This window comes from Streptomyces lunalinharesii, from assembly GCF_039532155.1.
Classification (GTDB): Bacteria; Actinomycetota; Actinomycetes; order Streptomycetales; family Streptomycetaceae; genus Streptomyces; species Streptomyces lunalinharesii.
In genome coordinates this window covers 14,654-40,147 of record NZ_BAAARK010000016.1, presented here as the reverse complement: position 1 = coordinate 40,147, position 25,494 = coordinate 14,654, and the positions used below count along the sequence as shown (strand labels likewise).

Annotated in this window: 25 protein-coding genes and 1 pseudogene; 18 read left to right on the top strand and 8 right to left on the bottom strand. The window is 70.2% G+C overall.

The window, feature by feature from the left end; translation table 11 throughout:
- Positions 1 to 15: 15 nt before the first annotated feature.
- The 3 genes from ABD385_RS23270 (at position 16) to ABD385_RS23260 (ending at position 6,643) form a co-directional block, all read left to right on the top strand.
- The gene (locus ABD385_RS23270; RefSeq protein WP_344579310.1) at positions 16 to 918 is read left to right on the top strand and encodes a glycosyltransferase; all 903 of its coding nucleotides are present in this window, start codon (positions 16 to 18) and stop codon (positions 916 to 918) included.
- Complete coding sequence (locus tag ABD385_RS23265; protein WP_344579308.1) at positions 915 to 3,965, top strand: glycosyltransferase; 3,051 nt, start codon at positions 915 to 917, stop codon at positions 3,963 to 3,965. The genes ABD385_RS23270 and ABD385_RS23265 overlap by 4 nt, the downstream gene beginning before the upstream one ends.
- Positions 3,966 to 4,108: 143 nt before the next feature.
- On the top strand, positions 4,109 to 6,643 hold the full coding sequence (locus tag ABD385_RS23260; RefSeq protein WP_344579306.1) for a glycosyltransferase: 2,535 nt from the start codon (positions 4,109 to 4,111) through the stop codon (positions 6,641 to 6,643).
- A gap of 113 nt (positions 6,644 to 6,756) precedes the next feature.
- Here ABD385_RS23260 and ABD385_RS23255 read toward each other — a convergent pair whose 3' ends face one another.
- The 3 genes from ABD385_RS23255 to ABD385_RS23245 form a co-directional block, all read right to left on the bottom strand.
- The gene (locus ABD385_RS23255; protein ID WP_344579305.1) at positions 6,757 to 7,119 is read right to left on the bottom strand and encodes a nitrile hydratase accessory protein; all 363 of its coding nucleotides are present in this window, start codon (positions 7,117 to 7,119) and stop codon (positions 6,757 to 6,759) included.
- The gene (gene nthA, locus ABD385_RS23250) at positions 7,116 to 7,754 is read right to left on the bottom strand and encodes a nitrile hydratase subunit alpha (RefSeq protein ID WP_344579304.1); all 639 of its coding nucleotides are present in this window, start codon (positions 7,752 to 7,754) and stop codon (positions 7,116 to 7,118) included. The genes ABD385_RS23255 and nthA overlap by 4 nt, the downstream gene beginning before the upstream one ends.
- A gap of 364 nt (positions 7,755 to 8,118) precedes the next feature.
- Positions 8,119 to 8,562: a winged helix-turn-helix transcriptional regulator gene (locus tag ABD385_RS23245; protein WP_344579302.1), complete on the bottom strand. Its 444-nt coding sequence runs from the start codon at positions 8,560 to 8,562 to the stop codon at positions 8,119 to 8,121.
- A 100-nt stretch (positions 8,563 to 8,662) separates the two neighbouring features.
- Here ABD385_RS23245 and ABD385_RS23240 point away from each other — a divergent pair, with 100 nt between their 5' ends.
- Positions 8,663 to 9,412, top strand: a complete 750-nt coding sequence (locus ABD385_RS23240) for an SDR family NAD(P)-dependent oxidoreductase (protein WP_344579301.1) — start codon at positions 8,663 to 8,665, stop codon at positions 9,410 to 9,412.
- A 66-nt stretch (positions 9,413 to 9,478) separates the two neighbouring features.
- Here ABD385_RS23240 and ABD385_RS23235 read toward each other — a convergent pair whose 3' ends face one another.
- Positions 9,479 to 9,730 (bottom strand): transposase, encoded by a 252-nt coding sequence (locus ABD385_RS23235; RefSeq protein ID WP_344579299.1) that lies wholly within the window; start codon positions 9,728 to 9,730, stop codon positions 9,479 to 9,481.
- Between the two features lie 77 nt (positions 9,731 to 9,807).
- Here ABD385_RS23235 and ABD385_RS23230 point away from each other — a divergent pair.
- From ABD385_RS23230 to ABD385_RS23215, 4 genes and pseudogenes are all read left to right on the top strand, one after another.
- A pseudogene (locus ABD385_RS23230) lies at positions 9,808 to 10,536 on the top strand (ISAs1 family transposase); the annotation flags it as partial.
- A 506-nt stretch (positions 10,537 to 11,042) separates the two neighbouring features.
- Positions 11,043 to 11,912 (top strand): LLM class F420-dependent oxidoreductase, encoded by an 870-nt coding sequence (locus tag ABD385_RS23225; protein WP_344579296.1) that lies wholly within the window; start codon positions 11,043 to 11,045, stop codon positions 11,910 to 11,912.
- Positions 11,913 to 12,137: 225 nt separating this feature from the next.
- Positions 12,138 to 12,662 carry a MarR family winged helix-turn-helix transcriptional regulator gene (locus ABD385_RS23220; RefSeq protein ID WP_344579294.1) on the top strand — a complete coding sequence of 175 codons (525 nt, stop codon included), beginning with the start codon at positions 12,138 to 12,140 and terminating at the stop codon, positions 12,660 to 12,662.
- A gap of 31 nt (positions 12,663 to 12,693) precedes the next feature.
- On the top strand, positions 12,694 to 13,281 hold the full coding sequence (locus ABD385_RS23215) for a YbhB/YbcL family Raf kinase inhibitor-like protein (RefSeq protein ID WP_344579292.1): 588 nt from the start codon (positions 12,694 to 12,696) through the stop codon (positions 13,279 to 13,281).
- A gap of 105 nt (positions 13,282 to 13,386) precedes the next feature.
- Here ABD385_RS23215 and ABD385_RS23210 read toward each other — a convergent pair whose 3' ends face one another.
- Positions 13,387 to 13,791: a nuclear transport factor 2-like protein gene (locus ABD385_RS23210; protein ID WP_344579290.1), complete on the bottom strand. Its 405-nt coding sequence runs from the start codon at positions 13,789 to 13,791 to the stop codon at positions 13,387 to 13,389.
- 269 nt (positions 13,792 to 14,060) lie between these two features.
- Between ABD385_RS23210 and ABD385_RS23205 the strand changes: the two genes are divergently transcribed.
- Both ABD385_RS23205 and ABD385_RS23200 read left to right on the top strand, forming a co-directional pair.
- A complete protein-coding gene (locus ABD385_RS23205) occupies positions 14,061 to 14,657 on the top strand; it encodes a hypothetical protein (protein ID WP_344579287.1) in 597 nt (198 codons plus the stop codon).
- Positions 14,658 to 15,550: 893 nt separating this feature from the next.
- Positions 15,551 to 15,745, top strand: coding sequence for a hypothetical protein (locus tag ABD385_RS23200; protein WP_344579285.1), 195 nt, complete (start codon positions 15,551 to 15,553; stop codon positions 15,743 to 15,745).
- A 413-nt stretch (positions 15,746 to 16,158) separates the two neighbouring features.
- On the opposite strand, the gene ABD385_RS23195 is transcribed toward ABD385_RS23200, so the two are convergent.
- The 3 genes from ABD385_RS23195 to ABD385_RS23185 form a co-directional block, all read right to left on the bottom strand.
- Complete coding sequence (locus ABD385_RS23195; RefSeq protein ID WP_344579282.1) at positions 16,159 to 16,992, bottom strand: PIG-L family deacetylase; 834 nt, start codon at positions 16,990 to 16,992, stop codon at positions 16,159 to 16,161.
- A 1,360-nt stretch (positions 16,993 to 18,352) separates the two neighbouring features.
- The gene (locus ABD385_RS23190) at positions 18,353 to 19,708 is read right to left on the bottom strand and encodes an NsdA family TPR-like regulatory protein (protein WP_344579280.1); all 1,356 of its coding nucleotides are present in this window, start codon (positions 19,706 to 19,708) and stop codon (positions 18,353 to 18,355) included.
- Between the two features lie 27 nt (positions 19,709 to 19,735).
- Entirely contained in the window at positions 19,736 to 20,194 is a 459-nt protein-coding gene (locus tag ABD385_RS23185; protein WP_344579277.1) for a hypothetical protein, read from the bottom strand.
- Positions 20,195 to 20,257: 63 nt separating this feature from the next.
- On the opposite strand from ABD385_RS23185, the gene ABD385_RS23180 reads away from it, so the two are divergent.
- The 8 genes from ABD385_RS23180 (at position 20,258) to ABD385_RS23145 (ending at position 25,190) form a co-directional block, all read left to right on the top strand.
- Entirely contained in the window at positions 20,258 to 20,872 is a 615-nt protein-coding gene (locus ABD385_RS23180) for a DUF6415 family natural product biosynthesis protein (protein WP_344579275.1), read from the top strand.
- Between the two features lie 154 nt (positions 20,873 to 21,026).
- A complete protein-coding gene (locus ABD385_RS23175) occupies positions 21,027 to 21,230 on the top strand; it encodes a hypothetical protein (RefSeq protein ID WP_344579272.1) in 204 nt (67 codons plus the stop codon).
- Positions 21,231 to 21,401: 171 nt separating this feature from the next.
- Complete coding sequence (locus ABD385_RS23170; RefSeq protein WP_344579270.1) at positions 21,402 to 21,575, top strand: hypothetical protein; 174 nt, start codon at positions 21,402 to 21,404, stop codon at positions 21,573 to 21,575.
- A 5-nt stretch (positions 21,576 to 21,580) separates the two neighbouring features.
- Positions 21,581 to 22,069: an NUDIX domain-containing protein gene (locus tag ABD385_RS23165; RefSeq protein ID WP_344579267.1), complete on the top strand. Its 489-nt coding sequence runs from the start codon at positions 21,581 to 21,583 to the stop codon at positions 22,067 to 22,069.
- A 276-nt stretch (positions 22,070 to 22,345) separates the two neighbouring features.
- Positions 22,346 to 22,807 carry a glycine-rich domain-containing protein gene (locus ABD385_RS23160; protein WP_344579264.1) on the top strand — a complete coding sequence of 154 codons (462 nt, stop codon included), beginning with the start codon at positions 22,346 to 22,348 and terminating at the stop codon, positions 22,805 to 22,807.
- A gap of 29 nt (positions 22,808 to 22,836) precedes the next feature.
- Entirely contained in the window at positions 22,837 to 22,971 is a 135-nt protein-coding gene (locus tag ABD385_RS23155; protein ID WP_344579262.1) for a hypothetical protein, read from the top strand.
- Positions 22,972 to 23,168: 197 nt separating this feature from the next.
- Positions 23,169 to 24,305 (top strand): methyltransferase domain-containing protein, encoded by a 1,137-nt coding sequence (locus ABD385_RS23150; RefSeq protein ID WP_344579260.1) that lies wholly within the window; start codon positions 23,169 to 23,171, stop codon positions 24,303 to 24,305.
- A 144-nt stretch (positions 24,306 to 24,449) separates the two neighbouring features.
- The gene (locus ABD385_RS23145; RefSeq protein WP_344579257.1) at positions 24,450 to 25,190 is read left to right on the top strand and encodes a class I SAM-dependent DNA methyltransferase; all 741 of its coding nucleotides are present in this window, start codon (positions 24,450 to 24,452) and stop codon (positions 25,188 to 25,190) included.
- The last annotated feature ends 304 nt before the right edge of the window (positions 25,191 to 25,494 follow it).

Below are 25,494 nucleotides of genomic sequence, written 5' to 3'. Positions count from 1 at the left end.
TTGGAATCCGTCCGCGTGGCAGCACGTCACACTCTCGGCCCGATATCGGAGTCCGGTTCCGCTCCAGTCGCCGGTGCCGGTGACCTCGGACGCAGCGACGTCGCAAGCATCGCCCCCGCAAGCGTTGCCCCCGAACAAGTCGATCTGGAACTCGTCATTCCCGCCTACAACGAGGAACGCCGGCTCGGCCCCACCGTGCTGGCCCTCGCCGAGGAACTGCGCGGCCTGCCGCTGAGTGCCGCGCTGCGCGTGATCGACAACGGCAGCAGCGACCGTACGGCCGAGTGCGTGGACCGACTCTCGGCCACCGGCACCCCCGTCACCGTCACCGGCTGCTCCCGGCGCGGCAAGGGCGCGGCCGTGGCTCGGGGCATGGTCACCACGCCGGCCGCCCGCTGGGTCGGCTTCTGTGATGCCGATCTGGCCACCCCCGCTGCCGCCATCGAGGACGCGCTCGCGCTGCTGCGGGACGGCTGGCAGGTTGTGATCGGCTCCCGCCGCTGCTCGGGTGCGCGTATTCCGGTGCGTCAGCCGGTGCTGCGGCGGATGGGGAGTGCTGGGTTCCGGCTGCTGACCCGGCGGTTCTCGGGGTCGGTCAGGGATACCCAGTGCGGGTTCAAGTTCTTCCAGGCGGAGGCGGCGCGCCAAGTCTTCACCGGGATCACGGCCACCGGCTTCGCCTTCGACCTGGAAGTGATCGCCCGGGCCCGGGCGTTGGGGCTCACGCTGGCTGAGTTCCCGGTGGCCTGGAGCGACAAACGGGGCTCCAGTTTCCGGGTGTTCGCCGACGGGCGGCGGGTGGTCGGCGAACTGTGGCGGCTGCACAGGGAACTGCCCAATGCCCTGCCGCGGCCGGCCGAATCCCCGCTGGCCGAGCCCCGCGCGGGCGAGCCCCGACTGGCCGAGGGCGCCGGATGACTCTGCACCAGGTCTTCCCCGCAGCCAAGGATTGGCAGGGCCGTCATGTGGTGGTGTGCAACTGGCGGGACGGCCGCCACCCGCAGGCAGGTGGCGCTGAGCTGTACTGCGAGGAGACCGCCCGACAGCTGCACGAGGCCGGCGTCGAGGTCACCTACCTGACCGCCCGCCCCCAGGGCGCCGCCCGCCGGGAGAGTACGGGCCACGGCACGGTGGTGCGCGGCGGCGGTCGGTTCACCGTCTATCTCTTCGTCCTGCTGTGGCTGCTGAGGCACCGCCGCTCCGTGGCCGCCTTGATCGACTCACAGAACGGCATCCCCTTCTTCACCCCTCTTGTGCTTCCCCGGCGTACCCCTGTGGTGCTGCTCATCCACCATGTGCATCAAGGGCAGTTCGGCCTGTGGTTCCCGCGTCCGGTTGCGCGGCTGGGGCGCTGGCTGGAGGACCGGGGCAGCCGCCTGGTGTACGGGCGGCGCGCGGTGTGCGCCGTCTCGCCCTCCACCCGTACCGAGATCCGCAGGCGGCTGAGCCTGTGCGGTCCCGTGCATTTCGCGCCCCCCGGCCTGGCTCCGTCGCCCGCTGCTGAGTCCGCGGACCGCGCTGAGCCACGGCGGCGCGCGTCGGCGCCCCGCATCGTGTGCGTCGGGCGGCTGGTTCCGCAAAAGCGCGTCGACGAGCTCGTCCGCGCGATGCCCGCGCTGCGTCGCGAACTGCCGGACGCGGAACTGCACATCATGGGTGAGGGCCCGGTACGCGCGGACCTGCGCGGCCTGGTGGACACGTTGGGTATCGGCGATGCCGTCGTCCTGCACGGCCGGGTGTCCGCCGCGGAACGGGACGCGCTGGTGGACTCCGCGTGGATCGCCGCCACCGCCTCGCTCGGCGAGGGCTGGGGGCTGACCATCATGGAGGCGGCAGCAGCGGGGGTGCCCGCGCTCGCCTACGACGTGCCGGGGCTGCGCGACACGGTCCGGGACAACGTCACGGGCTGGCTCCTGGAGCCCGATGACGACCTCGCGGCCGGGCTCGCCAAGACCCTCCGCACCGTCGAGGCGCCGCAGTCGGCCGCCCGTTGGGAGGCGGAATGCCGGGCCTGGGCGGCCGGATTCCGCTGGCCCGCCACCGCAGCCCACCTCCTGGCGGCGCTGGCCTCGGAAGAGGGGCGGCTGAGCCGGGGCGCGGACAGCGACCGGCGTGCTGTCACCGATACCTGCACGCTGGTCACCATGCCCGCCGAACTGATGGAGCGGGCCGACCTCGGCTCGCTGCGTACCACCGACCTGGTGAGCATCAGGGGCACGCGCAGCGCACTGTTGCTGTCCGGCGCCGACGAACGGGACGCCGAGAGCGTCCTGGCCCGGATCGGTGTGGACAGCGATGATGAGCGCGTGGCGGTGCGCCTGGCCCGGCACGGCGACGTTCTCGGCTGGCCGGAGCATCCTCCGGCGCGGCCCCGGCACCACGTGCCGGTGCGGCGTGGGCGGCGCCGCAAGATCGGTTGGGGCCTTGCTCTCTTCGCCCTCTTCGCCGGCGCACTGGCGCTGCGACTGGCCTTCGTCGGACGCTCCTACGACATCTTCGTCGACGAGCTCTACTACACCACCATCAGCCGCCACCTCGCAGACGGGCAGGGCCCGACCTTCGACGGGCAGTTCTTCGCGCTCCACCCGCCCGCCGTCTTCGCCGTCCTGGCGGCCTTCATGCGTGTCACCGGCCGGGAGTCCGGTGACTTGCTGCACCAAGTGTTGGAACTGCGGCCGGTGCTGGCGGTCTTCGGCTCGGCGGTCGTGGTTTCGGCCACCGCCGTGCTGCGCCGCTCCGTCCGGCTGCCCCTCGCCGTGGCTGCCGGGCTGTTCCTCGCGCTCGACCCGTTCCTGAACCGCTTCGACAGCCGGGTGTTGCTGGAGGCACCGGCCACGGCCGGCTCCGCACTGGGCATGCTGGTGCTCGCCCGTATGCCGACCACCCCACGGGGCCGCGTCGCGACGGGGGTGGGCGCGGGCCTGTTCTTCGCGTTCGCGGTGACCTCCAAAGAGCTGTACGCGCTCGGCACGTTCGTGCCCGTCACCGTGCTGGCCTTCGCCGGGAAGCGGGCCGCGCGGGGCATGCGGCTGACCGCCGCTGCCGTCACCGCCGCCGGGTACGCGGCGTACGTCGCGACCGTGGCGGCCACCGGAGCCTGGTCGGCGTGGTGGGTGCAGCAGACCGACGGCATCGCCCGCGCCTTGGGCATCAAGCAGATCTCCGGCTTCAACAGCAGTGACGGCTCGATCAGTTTCACCGACCGGCTGTACGCCCAACTGGACCAGTTCGCCATCCCGTACACGGTGATCGCCCTCGGCACGGCGGCGACGGTATGGCTGCTGTGGTGCCGTCTCCGGCGGCCTGCGCGCTTCGCCGGCCGCCCCGGGCGGAGCCTGGTCACCGCCTGGGCGGCGTGCACGTTGCTGCACCTGATGTACGCGATGGCCGTAGGCACGCTTGAGGAGCAGATGTTCTACCCCCTGGTAGTCACCAGCACGGCCGCCCTGACGCTCGCCTCCGAACTGGCGCTGCCGGCCCGAAGCGCCCGCACCGGTACGGCAGCCGTCCCGCGTCGTACGGCAACTGCCGTGGTGAGCAAGGCGGTTACCGTGCTCGCCGCCGCCGCGCTCGCCGTGGACGCTGTCGTCTGGGCCCGCGTGCACTCCCGGCACGACGACGCCTTCCGGCGCACGCTGGCCTGGACCCGTACCCATCTCCCCGACAACAGCGACGTCGCCGCCATGGAGGAGACCGCGGCTTTCCTCCTGCCCGGGTCCCGGCTGGAGACCTGGGACACTCCGGCCGACCTCCGTCGCGCACACGTCGGTCTTCTCGTGCTCTCCACCCAGCTGGTGGCGCAGGGATACGGGCGGCTCGCGCCGGGCCTGGCCATGCTGGTGGAACGGCGGGCCTCGCTCCTGCACAGCGAGCCTGGGAGAACGGCGGGAGAGCTGCGGGTGTACGACGTACGGCCGCTGACCGCCCCGGCCGGGGCCCGGGCCGTGAAGGCGGGGCGGCGATGACGATGCCCCGTACGCGCCCGCCGGCCGGGTCCGGTGACACGCCTGCCGCGGCATCGCCGGACGCGACCGCTTCGCCGGATGCGCCGCCTGCCGCGGACGCTGGTCCGGACACCCCGGCGGGCGACAGCATCGGGCGCGGGGCCGTGCCGCTCACCGCCTCCGCGGTGCTGGTCGGTGCGGGCAACTACGGCCTCTCGCTGATGCTCGTCCACCTCCTTCCTGCACCCCAGTTCGCCGTCTATTCCGCCCTCTCCTCGGTGTTGTTGAGCGTCGGCACCCTGGCCGGTGCCACCGTGCCCTGGGTGCTGGCCCGCGAGGTCGCGGCGAGCGCCCCCGGCAGCGCCCGTCGACGGCTGTCGGTGCGCTCCTGCCTGTGGTTGGCGCTCGGCCTGTCCCTCCTGTGCTCCGCCGCGGCCTGTGGCGCCGTCGCCTCCTACGCCGGGCCCGGCCCGCTCGCCGGTCTCGCGGCCGCGTGCCTGATGATCTGGCTCAACTCGGTCGGCGCCGGCTATCTGCAGGGGTGTCGTCGCTTTGTGTCCCTCGCCGGCCTGCGGGTGGCCGAGGTGGCCGTACGGATCGTCGTCACCGTCGCCGCCGTGCTCGCCGGATGGGGAAGCGCCGGCGCGATCGGGGCTTTCGCCATCGGCGCGGCGGTCACCTCGGTCGCCGGACTCCTCGCCTTGCAGGGGGACTTGACGGACCGTCGGTCGGCCGAAACCACGGCCAGGGAACGGGCAGCCCAGCGCGCCGGTCTGTGGCGGCACGCCGGGACCGTCGGCGGCATCCAGGTCCTGGCCTGCGTGCTGTTCACCCTGGACGTGGTGGTCGCCGCCGCGGTACAGGGCGGTTCCGCTGACCTGGCGCCGTACCAAGCCCTGCTCGTCCTCGCCCGGGTGCCACTGTTCCTGTCCACCGCCCTGGCCACGGTCGTCTTCCCGCGGCTGGTGCCCGCCCGCGCGCCGGGGCGCGGTCCCGGGCGCAGCGAGGCCTTTCGCGTCGCGGTGCGACTGCACTGGATCATCGGCGCCACGGTGACCGCCGTCATCGCCACCTGCCCCGACGAGGTGGCTGGTCTCGTGCTGCCGCAGCACTACGCCGCGTCCGCCGCGTTGCTGCCGCCACTCGTCCTGGCCGGGTTCGCGAGCGCCACGATCGCCGTGATGACCGTCGTGTTCCAGGCGTGGGGGCCGTCCCGTCCCGTCATCGTGACACTGTCTGCCGCGTGTCTGCTCGGCGGCGCCGGCTACGCCCTGACCTCTGCCCACCTGCCGGCACTGGCCTGGAGTTCGGCCACCGTGACCGGCGCCGTCGCCGTCCTTGGGACCGTGCTGGCGCGCCGCAGGGTCGCCGGACTCGGCCCGGCCGCCGGAGCCGCTGGCCCGCTCGTGGCGGGGGCCGCGGGCGCCGGAGTCCTGATGCTGCTGCGGCCGCACCCCGTGCTGTGGGCCGTGGCCGCGCTCGCCGTGGCGCTCGGTGCGCTATACGCGGCACGCCCCCGGCGGCGGCGCCCCGGCCCGTACCGGGTGCTGCACCTGGGCTTCGAGGACCCGCTGCAGCCCGGAGCCGGGGGTGGGTCGATACGTACGCACGAGATCAACCGGCGGTTCGCCGTGCGCGGTGTCGAGGTCACGGTCCTCTGCGCGCCCTGGCCCGGGAGCACCGTAACGGTGCGCGACGGGGTCCGCTATCTGCCGCTGCCGACCCGTCTCGGGCCGCTCGTCCACAAGCGCTTTGCTCCCCAACTCGCCTACTACGCAGCTGTCTTGACACGGCTGGGCCTGCTGGTGCGCCGCCATGACCCGGATGTCGTCGTGGAGGAGTTCGGCGTCCCGTTCTCGTCAGTCTGTGTTCCCCATCTGACCCGCAGGCCGGTCGTCGGCGTGGTGCAGGCGCTGGCCGCGGAGGCGAAGGCCCGCGAATACAGGCTGCCCTTCGACGTCGTTGAGCGGCGCGGAGTGGCCTCGCACAGTTGGCTCGTCGCCGTCAGCGACGGCCTCGGCGCGGAGCTGGGCCGGCGGAATCCGGCAGCGCACATCCAGGTCGTTCCCAACGGCGTCGACCCGGCCGCGTTTTCCCGGTGCACCGTCCCGCGCGGCGACCACTTGCTCTACCTCGGCCGCCTGGAGACGGCCTCGAAGGGCCTGGACCTGCTGCTGCGCGCCTATGCCCGGGTGGCGCCCGTCGTGACCGGCGATCTGCACATCGCCGGTCACGGACCGCACGCCCACCGCCTCCGTGCCCTCGCCGACGAACTCGGTATCTCCGACCGCGTCCACTGGCTCGGCCATATCGACGGCCCGGACCGATTCGACCTCCTCGCCTCGGCCCGACTGGTCTGTGTGCCCAGCCGCTACGAGACCTTCGGTATGGTCGCCGCCGAAGCCCTGGCCACCGGTACCCCAGTGCTCGCCTTCGACATCCCCAACCTGTGCGATCTGGTCACCGACGACGTGGGTGTGCGCGTCCCGCCCGGGGACCTCGACGCCTACGCCAAGGCCCTGGCAGCCCTGGCGACTGACCCGGCCCACTGCGCTGCGCTGGGCGCCAACGGGCCGGCGCGGGTGCGTCATCTGGACTGGGAACGTGCCGCCGAGGCACAACTCGCCCTCTACCGACGGGTTTCGGAAGGAGCGAGCCAAGCTGTGAACCCCTCGCCTCGACCACCGCGGCAGCATTGATAGGCACGTATTTGGTTGTGATCAAGGGATGGCTCGTGCGAGGACCTTGATTCAGATCGTTTCAGCGTCGTCCCGGCACCCGAGCACGGCCGCTTCGGGCAGGACGCGGCGGATCAGTGCCCGCGCGAAGAGTCGTGATCGTCACGATGGTCATGGCCCTCGGGGCGTCGGGCCAGAGCCTGAGCGCGTGCGGTGACCTCGTCCGCCGACACCGTCCGTAGGTCGACGAGCACGTCCTCCAGGGCACCCAGCCACAGCTGGTAGTGGTCGTAGCGCTCCTCCCGCGCCGATGCGCTTTCCCAGGCAGCGATCCGGGCGATCAACGCGGCCCGGAACCGCGACCAGGTGAACGCGCCCGCCTCGCACAAACTGACCGCCATGCCGAAGGCGCGGCTCTCCCACGGCTCGGCGAACACCAACTCGCCGTTGGAACAGGGCGGTGCGGCCGGACCCTCGACGTCCAACGACTCGCTCATGGGGCCTCGACCTTCGCCACGCCCACCATCGCGTCCCTCGTCACCAGCCGCACGAGCTCCTCCTCCGACAGGTGCTCGGTGCCGGCCGGACGTTCGGGCAACACCAGCCAACGCACCTCGCTGGTCGAGTCGCGGACGACGATCCGCACGTCGTCGGAGAGTTCCAGTCCCAACTCGGCCAGCACGGTGCGCGGTTCCCTGACGATCCGCGCACGATAATCGGGGTCCTTGTACCAGCTCGGCGGCAGGCCGAGCACCGGCCACGGATAGCACGAGCACAGTGTGCAGACCACCACGTTGTGGAGGGTCGCGGTGTTCTCCACGACGACGATGTGCTCGCCCTGCTGCCCGGCGAAGCCCAACTCCTTTATGGCGGCGGTGTCGTCAGCCAACAGCCGCCGCCGGTACTCCGGGTCGGTCCACGCCTTGGCGACGACCGTGGCACCGCGCAGCGGCCCCACGTTGGTCTCGTAGGTGGTGACGATCCCGCTCATCGTCTCCGGGGCGAACAGGCCCCGTTCGGTGAGCAGCTGCTCGAGCGCCTCGGTGCGCAGGGCCGCGGGAAGCCTCTCGCCCGGCCCGTCGGTCCAGACGAGCCCAAGCCCCAAGTCGCGGCGCTCTAAAGCAACTTGCACGCAGCGCCTTCCTGCGCGCTCTGCTCGTCCTGACCGACCTTGAAGTCAGCCGCTGACAGACGGCCGTCAGGCGATCAAGACCGCAGACTCCCGCCCGCGACCAGCACGAGCACCCCGACCGAGTGTCACGCCAGCCCCTCTGACCAGCACGTTCGAAGACGGCGAAGGCTCGATGTTGAGACTGCGGCGTCGGCGCGGCTCAGCTTGTCTCGTGAGGGGCAAGGAGACCGGACCCGGCCTGCACGAGCTGGCGGAAGTTCTCCCGGGGCAGCGCCCGGCGGGGACGCCACATCGCGCAGCTCCCTGCGCAATCTTGAGCTCGGACGTCAGGCTCCGCACCCAGTAGCCCGATGATCACACGTCGTCAGCTCGAACGACGTTGTCGTTGGTTCGCCACGGCGGGCGGGACCGGTGTATCGGCGTCGTAGGCGGCCTGGGCGGCCTGGATCGTGCTGGTGTGGTGGTCGACCCAGGTGACCAGATCCTTGAGGCGCGGGACCAAATCCCTTCCCAGGGCTGTCAGTTCGTAGGTGACCTGGATCGGCACGGTGGGGGTCACGGTGCGCTCGACGAGCCCGTCACGGGTGAGGGCCCGCAGGGTCTGGGAGAGCATCTTCTCGCTGACGCCCCCGATCCGGGCAGCCAGCTGCGCGAAGCGGTGCGGTCGGGCTGCCAACACCGTGATCACCAAGGTGGCCCAGCGGCTGGTGATGTCGCCGAAGATCGGCCGGACCGGGCAGTCGGCGGCGAAGACGTCGTGCGAGCGCACCGGCTCCTGGCCCATCGGTTCCGATGTCGACTGGTTCATAAGCGGGGAGCTTACCCAAAGGTATGTACTTCCTATTGGTAAGCCCTCCTCGTTACCTTCGTCCCGTTCGGCAGTCAGCACCGCAGCGAGGAGCAGGTCAATGGTCGATCTCAACGGACGCGTCGCCCTGGTGACCGGAGGAGGCAAAGGCATCGGCCAGGGAATCTCCCACGCCCTCGCCGCCGCCGGAGCCTCGGTCGCGGTCAACTACGCCACCGACCGCACGGCCGCAGACCTGACCGTCGCGGACATCGTCGGCAGCGGCGGCAAGGCTGTGGCAGTGACCGGCGATGTCGGAAACCCCGACGATGTCGAGCGAATGTTCGCGCGGGCCGGCAACGTCCTCGGCCCGGTCGACACGCTGGTGAACAATGCGGCGCTCTACTCCTTCCAGCCGTTCGAGGACGTCACCCTGAGCGACTTCGACCGGCACTACCGGACTAACGTGCTCGGGGTATTCCTCACCTGCCAGACCTTCGTCAAGCAGGCGCCCGAGGCCGGCGGGTCGATAGTGAACATCTCGACCTCCGACATCTCCAGCAACAATCCCGGCTCGGCCCTTTACACCTCCACCAAAGGCGCCCTCACCACGTTGACCACAGTCCTGGCCAACGAGCTGGGACCACGCAATATCCGGGTCAACGCCGTGGCGCCGGGCGCCACCGACACCGACGGTGCCCGGGCCCTCGGCCTCATCAACGACGAGAACGTCGCCAGGGTCGCTGCCATCACACCCCTCGGCCGTCTCGGGCACCCCGACGACATTGGCTCCGTGGTGGCCTTTCTTGCCTCTCAGGACGCCGCATGGATCACCGGCGACGTCATCTTCGCTTCCGGTGGACTCCGCTGACCCACACTTTTCAGGCAACCCTTGTGGGCGTGTAAGCGATCTCGTGTAAGGGCGCCCGCCAGTAGGTCATCGGATGCGGGGGCTTCGAGGCCGGGTGTCCCAGCGGTAGACGGACCAGGCGCGGCGGATGAGGCACCGGACGATGATGATTGCGCTGGCCAGGGTGAGGAAGAACTCGACGGCTGCCTTTCGCCGTTCGGTGCAGCGACGGAGCTTGCCGAAGTTGTTCATCCACGAGTTCGTGCGTTCCACCACCCAGCGGCCGCCCAGGACTTCGGCGTAGTCGGATGACGTCCGGTTCGTGGCGGTCTGTCGCATGAGTGGCCGGGAATGAAGGCAGACACGGCTACCAAAATCATGGAGTTCTCGACGCCCCGTGATCCGACTGGGAGACCGTGTCTGCCCCCGCATCATCGCCGATCCCGCCCGCCCTTGACCAGCTCCGCAACCAGCCGAAGGCCGGGCTCGGGGAGGTTCCCGGCCTGCTGGAGCGGCTGTCCCAGGTGCCGGACCCGCGCGATCCGCGCGGCGTGCGGCACGCTGTGGCCGTCCTCCTTGCCCTGACCGCGTGCGCGGGACTGCGCGCCCTGGCCGTGGACGGCAAGAGCCTGCGGGGCGCCGCCAAGGCGGACGGTCGGAAGATCCACCTGCTCGCCGCTACGGAGCACACCACCGGCCTGGTCCTGGCCCAGCTCGACGTCGGCGAGAGGACCAACGACATCACGCGCTTCCAGCCGCTGCTGGACGCAGTCGCCGAGCTCGCCAGGGTCGTGGTCACCGCCGACGCGCTGCACACCCAACGCGAGCACGCCGCCTACCTCCTCGGGCGGCAGGCACACTACATCGTGATCGTCAAAGGCAACACGAAGAAGCTGCGCGGCCAACTCAAGTCGCTTCCCTGGAAGGACATTCCACTGCAGGGCCGCGTCGAGGGCGTCGGCCACGGCCGCGCGGAGATCCGCCGGATCAAGGTCGCCACCGTGAACAACCTGCTGTTCCCCGGAGCCCGGCAGGCCATCCTCATCAAACGACGGCGGACGGACCGCAAGACCGGCAAGACCGCCGTCAAGACCGTGTACGCAGTCACCAGCCTCACGGCCGAGCGGGCCGGCCCCGCCCAGCTCGCCCTGCTGATCCGCGGACACTGGCAGGTCGAGGCCCTGCACCACATCCGGGACACCACTTCGCCGGCGACGCCTCCCAACTGCGGACCGGCAATGCACCCCGCGCGATGGCCACCTGGCGCAACCTGACCATCGGCGCCCTGAAGCTCGCCGGACCGTCAACATCGCCGCTGGCCTCCGCCACAACGCCCGCGACCCACACCACCCGCTCGCACTCCTCGACCTCGGGTGATCACAAAACGGACATCACGCGACTACGCCGAAGCCCTGAGGCGCCAGCCACCGAGAAGAGCAGCAGCACGCAACAACAAAGTCACCCGAGTCTGATCAGCGCACGACACCGACACCCCGACTGGCTACCGCTCCAGAGTCGTCGATCACAGTGCGGACCAGGCCGGCTGACGTCCCTCGTCCGGACGACAGGCCCCGCAGCGCCCGCGCGCGGCGCGCCCCGGCACCCGAGCACGTCCGCACTCCGCGCTTAAGGTGACGCCCGGAGGTGGAGCATGAGAGTAGGGCTGCACGCGCTCGGCATCGGTGACGGAGCCCGTCCCGAGACGATCCGTGCGGTCGCCACGGCCGCGGAGGCACACGGCTTCGCGCGACTGTGGTGCGGCGAGCACGTGGTGCTCGTGGACACCCCCACCTCTCGCTACCCCTACGCTGCCAACGGTCGGATCGCCGTCCCCGCGGACGCGGACTGGCTGGACCCGCTGCTCGCCCTGACCTTCGCGGCGGCAGTCACCAGCCGGATCGAACTCGCCTCCGGCGTACTCCTGCTGCCTGAGCACAACCCGGTCCTGGTCGCCAAACAGGCCGCCACCCTCGACGTGCTCTCCGCCGGTCGGTTCACCCTCGGCGTCGGGGTCGGTTGGTCGGCCGAGGAGTTCGCAGCGCTCGGAGTCCCCTTCGCCGGGCGCGGGCGGCGCACCGACGAGTACCTCGCCGCGATGCGCGCCCTCTGGACCGAGGACCCGGCCACCTTCACGGGGGAGTTCACCCGCTTCGACGCGATCCGGGTCAACCCGAAACCGCTGCGCGGGGGCCGGCTCCCGGTGGTGGTCGGCGGCAACAGCGACGCCGCCTTGCGCCGGGCAGCCACCCTCGCCGACGGCTGGTACGGCTTCAACGTCCCGGCGGCCGACGTCCCGACGCGCATCGCCGTTCTCGCCGACGAGTGCACCCGCCAGGGACGCGCCCTCGACGAACTCACGGTCGCCGTCGCACTGAGCGACGGCACCCCGGAGCACCTCGCCGCACTCAGCGCGGCGGGCGTCACCGAACTCGTCGTCGTCGACGCACCCCCGCCCACCCCCGAAGCGGCTGCCACCTGGGTCGCGAAACTCGCCCGGACCTGGATTCGTCCGGACCAATAGCCAAGACAGCCCGTGGCACCAGCCGCAGGCTTTCACGCCCGCCAGTCGCCCCCAACGACAGCGACACGCGACTGACCTGCGGCCTCACCGTCATCCGCAGGGCCCCCGAACTTCTGCTGCCGCCGCTGGTCCGTCTCCGGCCGCCCGTTCCCGCTGGCTCCGAATCGGCGAGATCCCATCGGGCTCGCTTCTGGCTCGCCGCGACCCGACCAGGAAGTAGTTAATATGCAACAATCATTTCGCGGGGGGCCCGCAGGCGACTCCCCCCAACCCTCGGAGGAAGCCCTGACCCCCGACTCGAACAGTGCCTCGTCCGCTCAGGCCTGGGCCGCGGTCCACGCGTTCATCACCGGCCAGGACCGACGCCGCGCGCTGCGTAGGGAACTGGACCTCGGCCCAGGCAACGCCGAGCAGTTGATCAACCTCACGCGAGCCCCGATGACGATGCGCGAGATCGCCCAAGCCGCCGCGGTGGACCCCTCCGCTGCCACCGTCGCGGTCGACCGGCTGGAGCGGCGGGGCCTGGTGCGCCGCGAGAGCCACCCCGATGACAAGCGCCGCAAAGTCGTCCACCTCACCGACCTCGGCCGGCAGACCGCCGCGGCCGCCCAGCGCCTCCTCACCGAGCCGCCCCGCGCCTTCACCGAGCTCGCTGCCGACGACCTCGCCGCGCTCACCCGCATCTTCACCACGCTGAACTCCGCAATGAACTCAGCAACGAACTCCGCACCGGCCGCCGAACGCCCCTGACCGGCCCGCACACCAAGGAAAGAGCAGCCCCATGGCCGTACTCGGCACCCTCCTGCGCAACCGCCGCCCCCACGAACGCAACCACGCCTGGAACCAGGCCAACCTGACCGGCCCGCCGACCCTGACGATCACCAGCCGGGACTTCCCAGACAACGGCACGCTGCCCGTGAAGCACTGCGGCACCCGCGTCGGCGGCCAGAACCTCTCCCCCCACCTCACCTGGAGCGCACCGCCCACCGGAACGTCCGAGCTCCTCCTCGTGGTCGAGGACATCGATGTCCCCCTCGGCTCGAACCCCGCCATCCACTGCCTCGCCGCCATCGACGAAACGCGCCTCGCAAGCCCCCACGAACTGCCACCCGGCGCCCTCGGCAAGAACACCCCCGCGCCGGGCGTGACCCTGTTGCGCTCGTTCATCAGCCGCGGCTACTACGGCCCCGAGCCTCTCAAGGGCCACGGCCCCCACCGCTACGTCTTCGAGCTCTACGCCCTGGGCACGCCCCTGCTCGACCGCCCGGACCGCGACGCCCTCTTGAAGACCCGCCCCCGCCGACTCCTGGCCGCCGTCGACGCACCGGTCCTCGCCCGCGGCCGCATCACCGGAGTCAGCGAGCGCTGACCGGCAGCACGTATCACGAAGGACCCGGAAGCCGAGAACGACATCGTCCTGGACCACGGTGTAGCGGCCAGCTGAGTCGGCTGGCCGCGCTGAGGGGGCCAACAATCAGGCTTGGGCGATGGTGCGACCGGGCATCGGTTCCGCCAGCGCGGCCCGCCAGCTCGGTGCGCTGAACGGAGTCGCGAAGTACTGCGTCTCGTGCACCACGCGCTCGTCAGCGAATTGCATGACGCTCACCGAGTACGAAGGCACATCGTCGTAGGTGATGATGCATTCACTCACCCAGAGATTCGCGTGGCCGGTGATCCGCTGGACGACGAAGTGCCGGTCGGCCGGGTGCCCGCCGCGTTGAGCCGAAATCGTCGCGCGGCCCCGGAACCGCTCACCCGACTGCGGGTAGTCCAGAATCGCGTCCACGGCGTAGATGGCGTGCTCGGCTTCGGTGTCACCGCGTTCCGAGGCCCGCCAATGCTCCTCAATCGCGGCCCTCATTCGGGAATCAACATCCATGGCACCTTCCTTCCGCGGCAGCGTCAGCCTAGGTCCTTCGCCTCAAAGACCACCCGAGACAAGTGGATGTGCGCAACTAACTCCTCCCTTTGGCCGGATGGGGGCGTCTTGGGGTCCCGGCAAGAAAGTTTTCACCAGCGGCAAACGGTGGGCGAAGCCTCGCGAGGACGATCGACGATGGTGGCCCGCGCTCCGTTGGACCTGGATGAGCGGGTTCAGCACCGGACGCTGCTGAGGGACGAGCAGCGTGCCCCCGCTACTCTGCCCGGGTGAACGGTGCGGATGAGGTGCGGGGTCTTCCCGACTGGCGGGTGCTCGTCGTCGGGGGCGCGTCGGGGATGGGGAAGACCGGTGTCGGTCGGGCATTGGCGCGACGGTACGACGTCCCCGTCGTGGAGGTCGACGACATCGTGGAGGCACTCCTTGCGGTGACACGGCCTGAGCATCTGCCGGAGGTTCACTTCTGGCGCACTCATCCGGAGGCCGTCTGTCAGGCGCCCGAGTCGGTGGTCGAGCGGCAGATCGCGATCGCCGAGGCGTTGGTGCCGGCGATAGAGGCGGTGGTGGCCAACCATGTGGGCACCGACACCCCGGTGATTCTGGAAGGGGACTACGTCCTGCCTGGCCAGGCCACACCCGGAGGTCCAGTCCGTGCCGTGTTTCTCCATGAGGACGACGAGGCGCGGGTGGCGGCCAACTACCTGCGCCGGGAGCCGGAGGTCGGCCCGCAGACCCATCGCGCACGCGTCAGCGTGCTGTACGGCCGATGGCTCGTCGCGCAGGCGCGGGCGGCCGGGGTGCCGGTCGTCGCTCCGCGTCCGTGGGAGGACCTGGCCGGCCGTGTCGCCGAGGCAGTGGGGGCGTGAGGCGCTGCCGCCTCTCGTGGCGGCGAGGTTGAGCGGTGTCGGCGTTCACCGGCCGCGGCGACGGAAGCCGGACGGGCACCGGCCCTTCAAGGTGTGCAAGTGCGGCCGGCCGGGGCCGCGATGGCTCGGGCCGGATACCTGCGGTCCCGGACGCGAGGTCGCCGTGCTCCACCGCGCCGACGAAGATGGTTGGTTCCGCGTGCGGTGGGTTCATCCCCGCTACAAACCGTTCGTATTGCCGGCGATGGCGGTGGTGCGTACGGCACCACCGAGGAACTCCGACGGCGTTGCCGTTCAGACCGCTGATGAAGTTCCCCGAATCCTGGCCGTTCTGATCGGCGCTGAGGTGCTGGCGGTTGCTGCCTTGCTGGGCCCGATCGCAGATGCTCGCATCGGTGGCCTGATCCGCGAACCGCGAGAGGCTCCCGATACGGGAGTTTGCGGACTGGTCGTCGTCCGAACCACTCGGGGACTTCCGCTAGTTGCCCGAAACGACCGGCTCAAACTCGGATCAGAGCCGCCTTGCGAAGGGCGACCGCGCGAGAGGGGCGTGACCTGGCAGCGGCTCACGATTCGCGTCTGTTCGACCGGGCCAACTCGCCGTCCGCGATGACGTCGAACTCGGGGGACGGGCGGCGACTGAGCTCGTGCATCGTGGCGGTCTGCCGCTCCGCCGCCCGAGCGGCGACCGGGTGCACCAGGTGATGTGGGACCCCTCCTTGGTGCGCGGCGAGCGAGCGGCGCAGCCCTCGGACGCCGCCTCCCGCGTCCTCACCGGATTCAGATCGACGTCGAGCAGCTTGCTGCCGTTCATGCTTGCCCCCGGGTGCACCTGCGGTTCAGGTGCACCCGGCTGCACAGGCCCTGCACGGTCACGACGAACTCAACTCCGGATGGCTGCCGCTGTGGCCGTACCGCTCGACGTGATCATGGACGACGATCTGGTGATCGGCGGCGGCGCGGTCGCACCGGTCCAGGACCTGGTCGAGGGCCAGGTCCTCGAAGAACTGCTCCTGGTCGTCGTGACGTCCGCGAACTCCGGCTCCTGGGCCGGAGCGGCAGCCGGGCGGGCGGCAGAACGACCGTGAGGCTGTCCGCGGCCGTGCGACCGCGGCCCGGCACGAACCGCGACGACCGCCTGCCCGGCACGGCTCCGATCCTCCCGAACTCACGTGGCCACGCCCTGGCCACCACCTCCCCGCGCGACCGCCATCCGGCAACCGCCCACCACTCCGCTTCGGAAGCCCCGGGAACCCGCAAGGGCTGCCGCGATCGCGCGGCGCTGCACATGTCTGTCGGGCTGCTGGTCCGCGTACCGCAGGCAGTCCCGGTCCGACATCGCACTCCCAGATCGCCGTCTGCCGCGACGCTGACCGCCACCAGGTCACCAGAGTCCGCATGTGCGCTCGGCCCAGGCGAAGACACCCGCTGACGCTGTACGACATCGCACGGTCGGCACCCGTCATCCCTCAGGGTGAGCGAGGGTCCGGACCGGGCTGGATCAGCGCAGCCCGGCGAACAGGTCGTTCTCGGGCACGGCCGCGTCGGTGGTGTCCTGGACGCGTACGAAGGTTTCGAGGCCCATCAACTCGGTGAACTTCTCCCGGCCCATCCCGAGGAAGAAGATGTTCTCCCCTTGGCTGGCGTGGGCGGCCAGTGCATCGAATTTCTGACCGCCGAAGTCGCTGGTTTCCACCCAGGTGGTGATCTCCTCGTCGGGGAGTCCGATCTCGGCCATCGCGGCGGCCTCGGCGGGATCCGGCTCGTGGTCGTCCGCACCGAACTCGCGCATGATCTCCCCGAACCGCTGCATCATCGAACGGGGCGCTGTCGTCCAGTACACCTTGGGTGTCAGCTCGACCTTCGCCAGCGCCGCCATCGTGATGCGGTTGGCCTGAATGTGGTCGGGGTGGCCGTAGAAGCCGTTCTCGTCGTAGGTGACGACCACGTCGGGTCGGTAGCGGCGCATGAGCTCAGCGAGCCGGTCAGCGCCTTCCTCCACAGGGGTCCGCCAGAAAGATCCAGGGGTGTCGTTGGTCGGCCAGCCCATCATCCCGGAGTCGGCGTAGTCCAACATCTCCAGATGACTGATCTTGAGGATGTCGCAGCTCGTCTTGAGTTCCTGACGCCGCATCAAGGCAACGGCCGCCGGATCGTGTCCGGGGTCACCCGGCTTGACGCCGCCTGGTCCGTCACCGCAACCGCCGTCGGTACACGTCACCAGGACGGTGCGAATGCCCTCCGCTGCGTACCGCGCGAGGACACCTCCCGTTCCTGTGGCCTCGTCGTCGGGGTGGGCGTGTACGGCCATGAGCGTCAAGGGCCAGTCATTCATGAAACGGTCCTCCTGGGTGAAAAGGTATAAGTCTGAGTCCGCGGCGGGCGTACGAGCAGGCGCCCCTCGATACCAGATGGGCGCGCCTCCCCGCGGCGTCGAGGGCCGCGATCTCTTGGTCCCTGCGTTCCCCGTCGCGCGGCACACCGGTTCCTCAGCCGGTGCAACAGTGCTGGCTGGGCCAGTGTTCCCGCCGTGCACAGAATCTCCCCTGGCCTTGGCCGTGTGGGTCCGCACCGTGGCGCACGCCGCCGGCCTTTGTGGCGGGCAACGAGCGGGCTCACGACTCCCAGCACCGGGACACGGCCGGGGCCGCCTCTCACCGAACCCGCGCCAAGCGGGCCCGGGCAACATGGTCGGCCGCATGCGGCGGACCGGCCGGTCGAGGCCCTCGTGTCCGCTGCATCCGGCTGACCGGTGCGGGCAGCTGTCGGCCGATGCGCAGTACCGCGCCGCGCCCGCCTTGAGCAGGACGGCACAGCTGTCGAACGTGGTGGCTTCGTGACCCATCGGGTCGGGAGCGCCGTGGTCACCGCAGGGGGCGCGCCGTTGTTCCCGCGCCCGCGGGGTAGCTTCGAGGTTCGCACCGTCGAAACGACGGGGGGAGGGCGTCCCTGCACGCGGGGGCCCCTGGGGGCCGGCACCTGTCCGCCGCACCAAGCGGGCCCTCGCGGACTGCTGGCGGTACCTCGCGCTCGTCCGCACGCTCGTCGCGCTCGCCGGTGCCGTACTGATCATCTGGGCCGGGATCACGTCCGAGGCCAGCCGCGCCGATCAGCTCGCGGCCGCGGCCGACCGGCGCGGCTCGGCGGCGTCGACGCTGGCGTCTGATGTGCGCACGCTGCGGGTGCAGGTGAAAGCGGTCGGCTGGGATCCGGCTGCGCCGGATCCGTCGCAGGCCATCGCGGGCCTGTCCGACCGGGCGCGGGTGCCGGTGCCGATCCCGGGGCCGGTCGGCGCGACAGGCCCGCAGGGGAAGCCCGGGGCGGTGGGGCCGTCAGGTGCACCCGGGCGGACGGGGACGGCCGGCAGCTATGGGAAGGACGGTTCCGGGGCTGGCTGGTCCTGCGGGGGCGGCGGGGAAGGACGGGACAGCGGGACGGGCAGACCTGTCAGGCCGGGTACCGGCTCCAGGTCCCGCCGGGCGATCCGGATGCGCTGGTGTGCTGCCGCGACGGCGCTCCCGCGTCGCCGGGCCCCAGCCCGTCAACATCACCGCCGGCTGTCCTCGCCCCCGACCGGCGCCGCACCTGACCACTCTGGCATCAAGGCGCCCGCCCCGCTTCGGCAGGGTGCGCGCCTTGGTCGTTCAGCTCGGAGTCGACCGAGGAGGTAGGAGTCGAACCAAGCGGCGGACAGCCTAAATGGCCATGAGATCCATGATGTGGTCGTCGAGATCGGCCACCCACGGCTCTTGGCGCCACGGCTGCAATTCGCGTCGGGCGCGCCGTAGCCGAGTGACCACCACTCGCCCTCCTGTTGCGGCGGCTGCATCAAGGCACGCGTGGAGGAGCGCGGCGGCGGATTGTGGATCATTGAGGCGTAGCAGTGCCAGCGCTTGGTCTGAGGTGACGATGGCGCGCTGTACTTGCTCGCGTGGCCGTGTCAAGGCTTGCGCGGACCGTGCGAATTCGTCGTGTGCAGCGGCGGCATCACCTACGTACAGCGACGTGACGCCCTCGAAGCCGCGCAGGTGAGCGCGGGTGAAGGACGAGGTGGAGGGATCGGTGTCGGTGTCGGTGTCGGTGTCGAGGTCGTACCAGGCCAGGGCGAGTGCTGCCCGTGCTTGTCGCTCTGCTTGCGCTCCGCCGGTTCGCGCGATGATCTCCGCTTGCAGGGCGTGGGCGCGGGCTCGCACTGTGGTGCTCTGACCTGCGCGCGCGTCACGAACGGCAGCGTCGACGAGGTGTCGTGCTGCCTGGAGGCCGGGCGTTGAGTACAGAGTGACAAGAGCGTGGCTCATGTGGACCACGGCCCGGCGCCAAGGGGCGCCAATGTTGCCGGCGGCATCCGCGGCTGCGAGATAGAGGCTGCGGGATAGAACGTCGTCCCGTGTTTCGAAAGCGAGGCGCCCCGCAAGGGTGAAAGCCTGGGCAGCCACTGCTCGGAGTCCCGGCACGACCGGCGCAGGTACGTCGCTGTCGAGCAATCTGCGGCAGGTCTCAATGACGGGAGCCAGCAGCAGCTGTAGTCGCACAAACGGAAGGCTGCCCACCTCTCGATTCACGTCGTGGACTGCCGTGCTCAACACGGTGAGCAGAGCCTCGTCCGCGTGCTGCGGATAGGTGAGCGCGCTGGCGAGCGTCGTGCGGGCCTGAGGGCCGAGAATGGCGAGCAGATCTGGGCCGCGGTCCGTGGACGACCGTACGAGTAAACGGCGTAGCTCGCCTACAGCTTGCTCGCTCTCCCCTAGGTGCAGCAGAGCATCCAGCAGTTCCGCGAAATCCGACCCGGGGCCCAGGGCCGTCTGACCGCCGGCCTCGACGGCGTACACGTGCGCGAGCAGGAGTTGATACCGGGCGCTGGGCAAGATGGGCGCTGCACTCTCCCAGCGGGCAACGGATCGTTGGACGCTGGGGATGCTGCTGCCGAGCGGCTGTCCAAGGCGCGTAGCCACCTCGGCGAGAGCACGGGCAACGTCGGCCAACGACATGCCTCTGCTGCGACGCAGACGCTTGAGTGTGGCGGCGCCGACGTGTCGGCCGTGGTCGCTCATGCGCCCATCATGCCCGGAGACGGTCGGTCACACTGGGACAATGAGACGGGCCTGCTGGTTCTCAGCAGCGTGATTGATCGTCTGCCAGGTGCCCGACGTGCGCTCGCCCCCCTCTAGAGGGAACCCAATCACCATGTCGGATCGGTCGACCATGTATCGATTCCGAGCGTAGTAGGCGGGTGTCCGCAGCTCAGGAGCACGGAGTTCAACCACCTCGCTGATCCGCTCCCGACAGTGGTTGACCGCCTGCTGTGCCTCTGCCGGCTGTTGATCGAGTGTGCCAGGAACAACGACGGTGACAGGGGCCTTCGAGTGGCCTGCGAGCCAGAGAAGCGACAGCGAGTCGATGCCTTTTGCCCCGCCGACGTAGAACCGGTTTGCTGCGTCGGTGAATGGCCCGAGGTAGCGCGCGAAAAGCGCGGTGTACCAGGTGAGTTGGTGGTGGCCGGTTGACCGCGTTCCGGTGATGGTGATGGTCAGAGTCATGATCAACTCCATGTCATAGGTTGTCAGATGCCGAGCGAGCTTCCACAGCTGTGAACTTGGGGCATGGACGCAAGAGTCGACTCGGTCGTCATTCTGGCCGATCATCTTCGGGAACATGGGGTCACGGCCACAGAAGCCGATAAGAAGACCCTAACTGTAGGAAACCCGCTCAACTCAGCCGTGAGTGAAAACGTGACTGCCGTAAGTGGCCGGTATGTCACCACGTACGGCTATGAGGTGGGTGAAGTCGGCGACGAGAAGGCCACCGCAAGCCGCGTTGCCTTCCTCGTCGGAGCCAGCAGCCAACCCCAGCCCCTGCTGATCGACAGTGACACGATCGCCGACACGATCCGCCGGGCGCTCGGCTTCGGATCGATCCGGCCGAGTCGGGAGGAACTCGCGGCTACGGACGAGGTGCTGCGTGGTCACGTTGCGCTGCTCCTCGCCGAGGCCCGGCAGAGCGCCGTCCCTCAACCGCCGGACCGCTACCGCCTCGACCGGATCTCGAAACACATGGCTTTCCCGTTGGGCAAGGGCCTGTTGTCTGCTGACGCCGAGGTGCACCAGCGCGCCCGGGACTGCCAATGGCTGCTGGCACACTTCACCGCCGGCCGCGACGAGTACAAGCCCCGCCATGGAGCGGCCCGCACCACGCCTGCCGCGGGGAGACGAGCGTGAGATTCCGGCAGTGCAGCGCGCGTCACCCGTGGCCCGTCCCGCACCGCCCCCTCGGCCACCCGAGGTGGGCCCGGTGCGACGGCCGCCACCAGCACAAGGGCGGCCACCGCACCCGGCTCCCCGAGTTCGGCCTCGAACTGCGATGGGCGCGGCGATGACGACGACCAACGAACCCCCGTACGGCGTGATGGCGGGAACCATCGGCGAAGACGTGATCACCGTCCACGAACTCGTCTGGGTCGCCGGCAAGCAGCGCCCGAAGTGCGGCGACGGCGCTCCGGAGGACCAGGTCGAGGAGTGGTTCCGCCGGGTCAACTGCCCCTACTGCCTCAACGACGAGCAGGCCCCCGCCACCTGATCGCCCAGACTCCCGGCGCACGGATCGCCGGGCGCGCTCCCCACCGCCACCCCGGGGCTTTCTTCCTTTCACCCGGCGGTGGCAGACGGGGAGCGCAGCGCCCGCCCCAGGTTGGTTGCCGGCAGCGGGCGGGCGCACCTCTCTCCTGCACCCCACGACGAGGACACAGCCATGCCCCAATCCACCCCCGACGACGAGCAGTTCTTCAACGATATCGCTTCCCTCGGCGAGACGGCCAACGCCGCCCGGGACCAGGGTCTACCGCCCGCGGTGCACGAGGTGTTGCACGACCTCGCCGCCGAACAGGCTGCGGACGTCGCCCGCAACCACGGCAGCGGCAGGTGAGCCAAGTGACTGTCACGAGGGACCAGTTCACCGACCCGGACGGCCGCAGGATCGGCGCCCTCGCCCTCTTCCGCAACACCGCCGGCCACCCCCTGATGCTCCGCAAGCGCAACCGGGACGAACTCCCGTGGTGCCTGCCCGGAGGGTGCGCCGTCGGCGGCGAATCCGCCCTCGCGGCGCTGCGCCGCAAGGTGCTGGAGGAGACCGGACTGCACGCCACCCCCGGCCTGCTGCTTGTCGAGCACTACATGCCGGCCACGGCCGGGCGGGCCGAGGGAAGCAACCTGATCTTCGACTGCGGCGAACTCTCCCCCGAGGCAGAAGTCCGGCTGAAAGAGCCCGAGTTCAGCGAGTTCGCGTTCATCGTCCCGGACCAGCTCGCGGACGCAGCACAGCCGCACACGGCCGCGCGGGTGCAGGCTGCTCTGTACGTGCACAAGATCGGCGGCGGCGCGGTGTACCTGGAAGGCGCCGCCCGGCCGGTGGTGCCATAACCCGACTCCGTCCGGGTGGCTGGCCGAACCCGGCCGGACGGCGCCTGGCCCCCGACGGTCGCCAGGCCGCTCCGCACCTTCCCTCTCCGTGGCGTGCGGGAGGTGCGGAGCACCGGCCGCTCGGACTCGTGGGAAGGCCCGGCCGGCCACCGCTCCAGTGCAAGCCGCGCTTGGCCGCACGACCACAGGCCCCCTCCCGGCCGGTAGTCCTGGCCGGACAGCGCGGCCGGGACGGGTCCGGCCCTCCCAGGCCGCCTAACAACTTACGGAGACACCATGGGCAAGTCTGCCCGGTCCTTACTGTCGCCACAGCAGTACGACGCCGTGTGCGCCACCATCCAGAGCGACAACCCCGACGTTGAACCGGACGACGCCGCGGCGATCCTGAACGAGGCGCTGGCGTTCGTCGCTGCTTGCGTCCAGTTGCCCGAGGTGCGCCTTGTCCCGTCCCGCGTGGTCGACGCCGGCTGGCACGCGCTCATTCTGCACACGACGACGTACGCCGAACTGTGCGGCAAGCTCGGCGCGGTCGTGCACCGCCAGCCCGAGGAGCCGGATCCGACCCGGTACAACCAGGACGCCATCGACCGCACCGCGGCTCTGATCGAGGAGACCGGGTACGGCGTGGACCTGGACCTGTGGGGCCCGCCGGACGGTGACCTGATCGCAGTGGCCGCCAACTGCCAGCACCGCGACGACCGTGGTCCGATCGTGCCCCACCCCAAGCCCAAGGGATAGCCTCCCAACTCCGCGACGGAAGGACCGCCATGGAGTGGATCAACCCAAAATACGCCGACATCGTTGCCTCCCTGCGAATCGCCAAGATCGCGATTGCCAGTGAGGACGATCGGCCGCTGCGAGGCTTCCTCGTCGACCCCGCGCCGGAACCCAAACAGGACTGACCCGAACGCCCTGGCCCACCCGGCCAGCACCGGTGAGACCAGCAAGCACCTGCAGCACTCGACCGGAAGGAACAGCAGCGTGGAACTCCTCGCGGCAGACGACGGCCGGCACGCCGGCCAGCCCTCGGACAAGCCGTGGACGCCGCCGCCCACTCCGCCCTCGCCCGACGGCGACCGGCCCAAGGCGGCATGAGCCGATGACCAACGCCCTCCAGGGGCACGCCGCGCTCGTCCAACAACTCGACGAGCGCGGTCTGTTGAGCCCCGCATGGCGCGCGGTGTGGCAACGCACCCCGCGTGATCCGTTCCTGCCCGAGCGCGTGTGGCGCCAGGACGTCGACCGTTGCCGGTTGGTCACCACCGCCGCGGAGCGCACGGCACTGGTGTTCGCCGACGAGCCGGTAGTGACCCAGGTCGACGACGGCGCCGAGGACGGGCCCGGTGTCGCCACCTCCTCGAACTCCAAGCCGTCCATGGTCGCGCGCATGCTGGGCCTGCTCGACGTGCGCGACGAGCAGCAGGTGCTGGAGATCGGCACCGCCACCGGCTACGTCGCGGCTCTGCTGTCCGCACACCAGGGGGACCAGTACGTCACCAGCGTGGAAATCGACGCCGCACTGTCCGCCCAAGCCGACGCGAACCTGGCCGCCGCCGGATACCGACCGCGGCTCGTGGTCACCGACGGCGAACACGGATGGCCGGCCGGCACCCCCTACCACCGCATCATCGCCACCTGCGCCCTGCGGCACATCCCGCACCAGCTGATCAAGCAACTCCACCCCGGCGGCGTGCTGGTAGCGCCCCGCGTCGGCGACTTCTGGTGCGGCTCACTGGTCCGCCTCGTCGCGGCCGAGGACGGCAGTGCCACCGGCCCGTTCACCGGCACCGCCACCTACATGCCCATGCGCTCCCACCGTGCCCATACCGGCGACGCACCGGACACCTCCAACCCGCGATCACGGGAAACCGCGGTCATCCCGCAGGACATGCTGACGCCCGGCTTCGCCCTGTACGCGAGCGCCCGGGTACCAGGTGTCACGCTGATCGACGGCCGCCACGACGAAGCGCTGCGCGTCTGGGCCATCGACGGTGAAGGGTCGGGCGCCATCGCGGACGCCGACGGCACCGTCACCGAATTCGGAGACCGTGACCTGTGGCATGAGATCGAGACTGCCTGGCAGGAATGGGACAACCTCGGCCGTCCCGCGGCCGAGGACTTCGGACTCACCGTCACGGCCAGCAGCGAGTACGTCTGGCTGCATACCCCTGGCCAACCGGTGCGCCCCTGCCTCGCAGAGCCCCTCGGCGGCACACCGGAAGCCGAGCACGGCTGATACCCACCCGAGCGCTACCCGGTGCGCGACGCCCCCGCCCTCGCCCTCAAGGGGCAGGGACCGGGGGCATCGCCGTTGGCGGCGTGCAGGGTGGAAGGTAAATGCGTCGACAGCGTCCCTCGTCAACCGGCAAAGTGGCCGCCCGTGACGAGCAGTGAGCTGTGGACCCGTGCGACCGCCGACCGCTACGACGCCGAGGAGGCCGAGATGTCCTCGGCCACCGTTCTCGAACCGACTCTCACCTTCCTCGCCGAGCTTGCCGGAGACGGCCGGGCGCTGGAGTTCGCCATCGGAACCGGACGAGTGGGCGTCCCGCTCCGGAAACGCGGCGTGCCGGTAGCGGGCATCGAACTGTCCGAGCACATGGCAGCGGTCCTGCGGCACAAGATCGACGAGGACACGCTCCCGGTAGCCATCGGGGACATGGCCACCACTGTCGTCCCCGGCGAGTTCACCCTGGTCTATCTCGTCTACAACACGATCACGAACCTGCTCTCGCAGGACGAGCAGGTCGAGTGCTTCCGCAACGCCGCACGTCACCTGGCACCTGGCGGCCGGTTCGTCATCGAGCTGGGCGTGCCGCCGCTGCGGTATCTGCCGCCCGGCCAGGTCGCGGTGCCGTTCGACGTCTCCGACCGGCATCTCGGCTTCGACACCTTCGACCTGGTCGAGCAGATTCTCGTCTCGCACCACTTCACCCGCGATGGCGCCGACGGCCGCTACCGCCGCGAAAACTCCCGGCACCGGTACGCCTGGCCGGCGGAACTCGACCTGATGGCCCGGATCGCTGGGCTGGAGCTGGATCGTCGCGTCGCGGACTGGGACGGGGCGCCGTTCACTCAGGACTCCGCGAAGCACATCTCCGTGTGGCGCAAGCCGAACTGAGGTCAGCCACCGGGCCGCACCCGCACGTCCGGCACGTACGACACGTCCGGCAGTCTGCTGTGGAGGTGTGGCATCAAGCCGGTGATCGGATCGGTTGGCGTGGTGTCGTCCGCGGTTCCGGACTGGGAATGGTGCGTTGGGCGGTTGAACAGGCCCCTGCCTGGCTAATCCCAGTGCCAGCGGTTCCGCAGCCGTTGCGGGTGGCGCGCCGATCTGTAGCAGGGCCTGCTCGACCCGTGCCTTCAGGCGCCTCCGCCGGCTGCGGACCTCATTTCGACATGATCGGTTGTCGGGAGGGGATCAG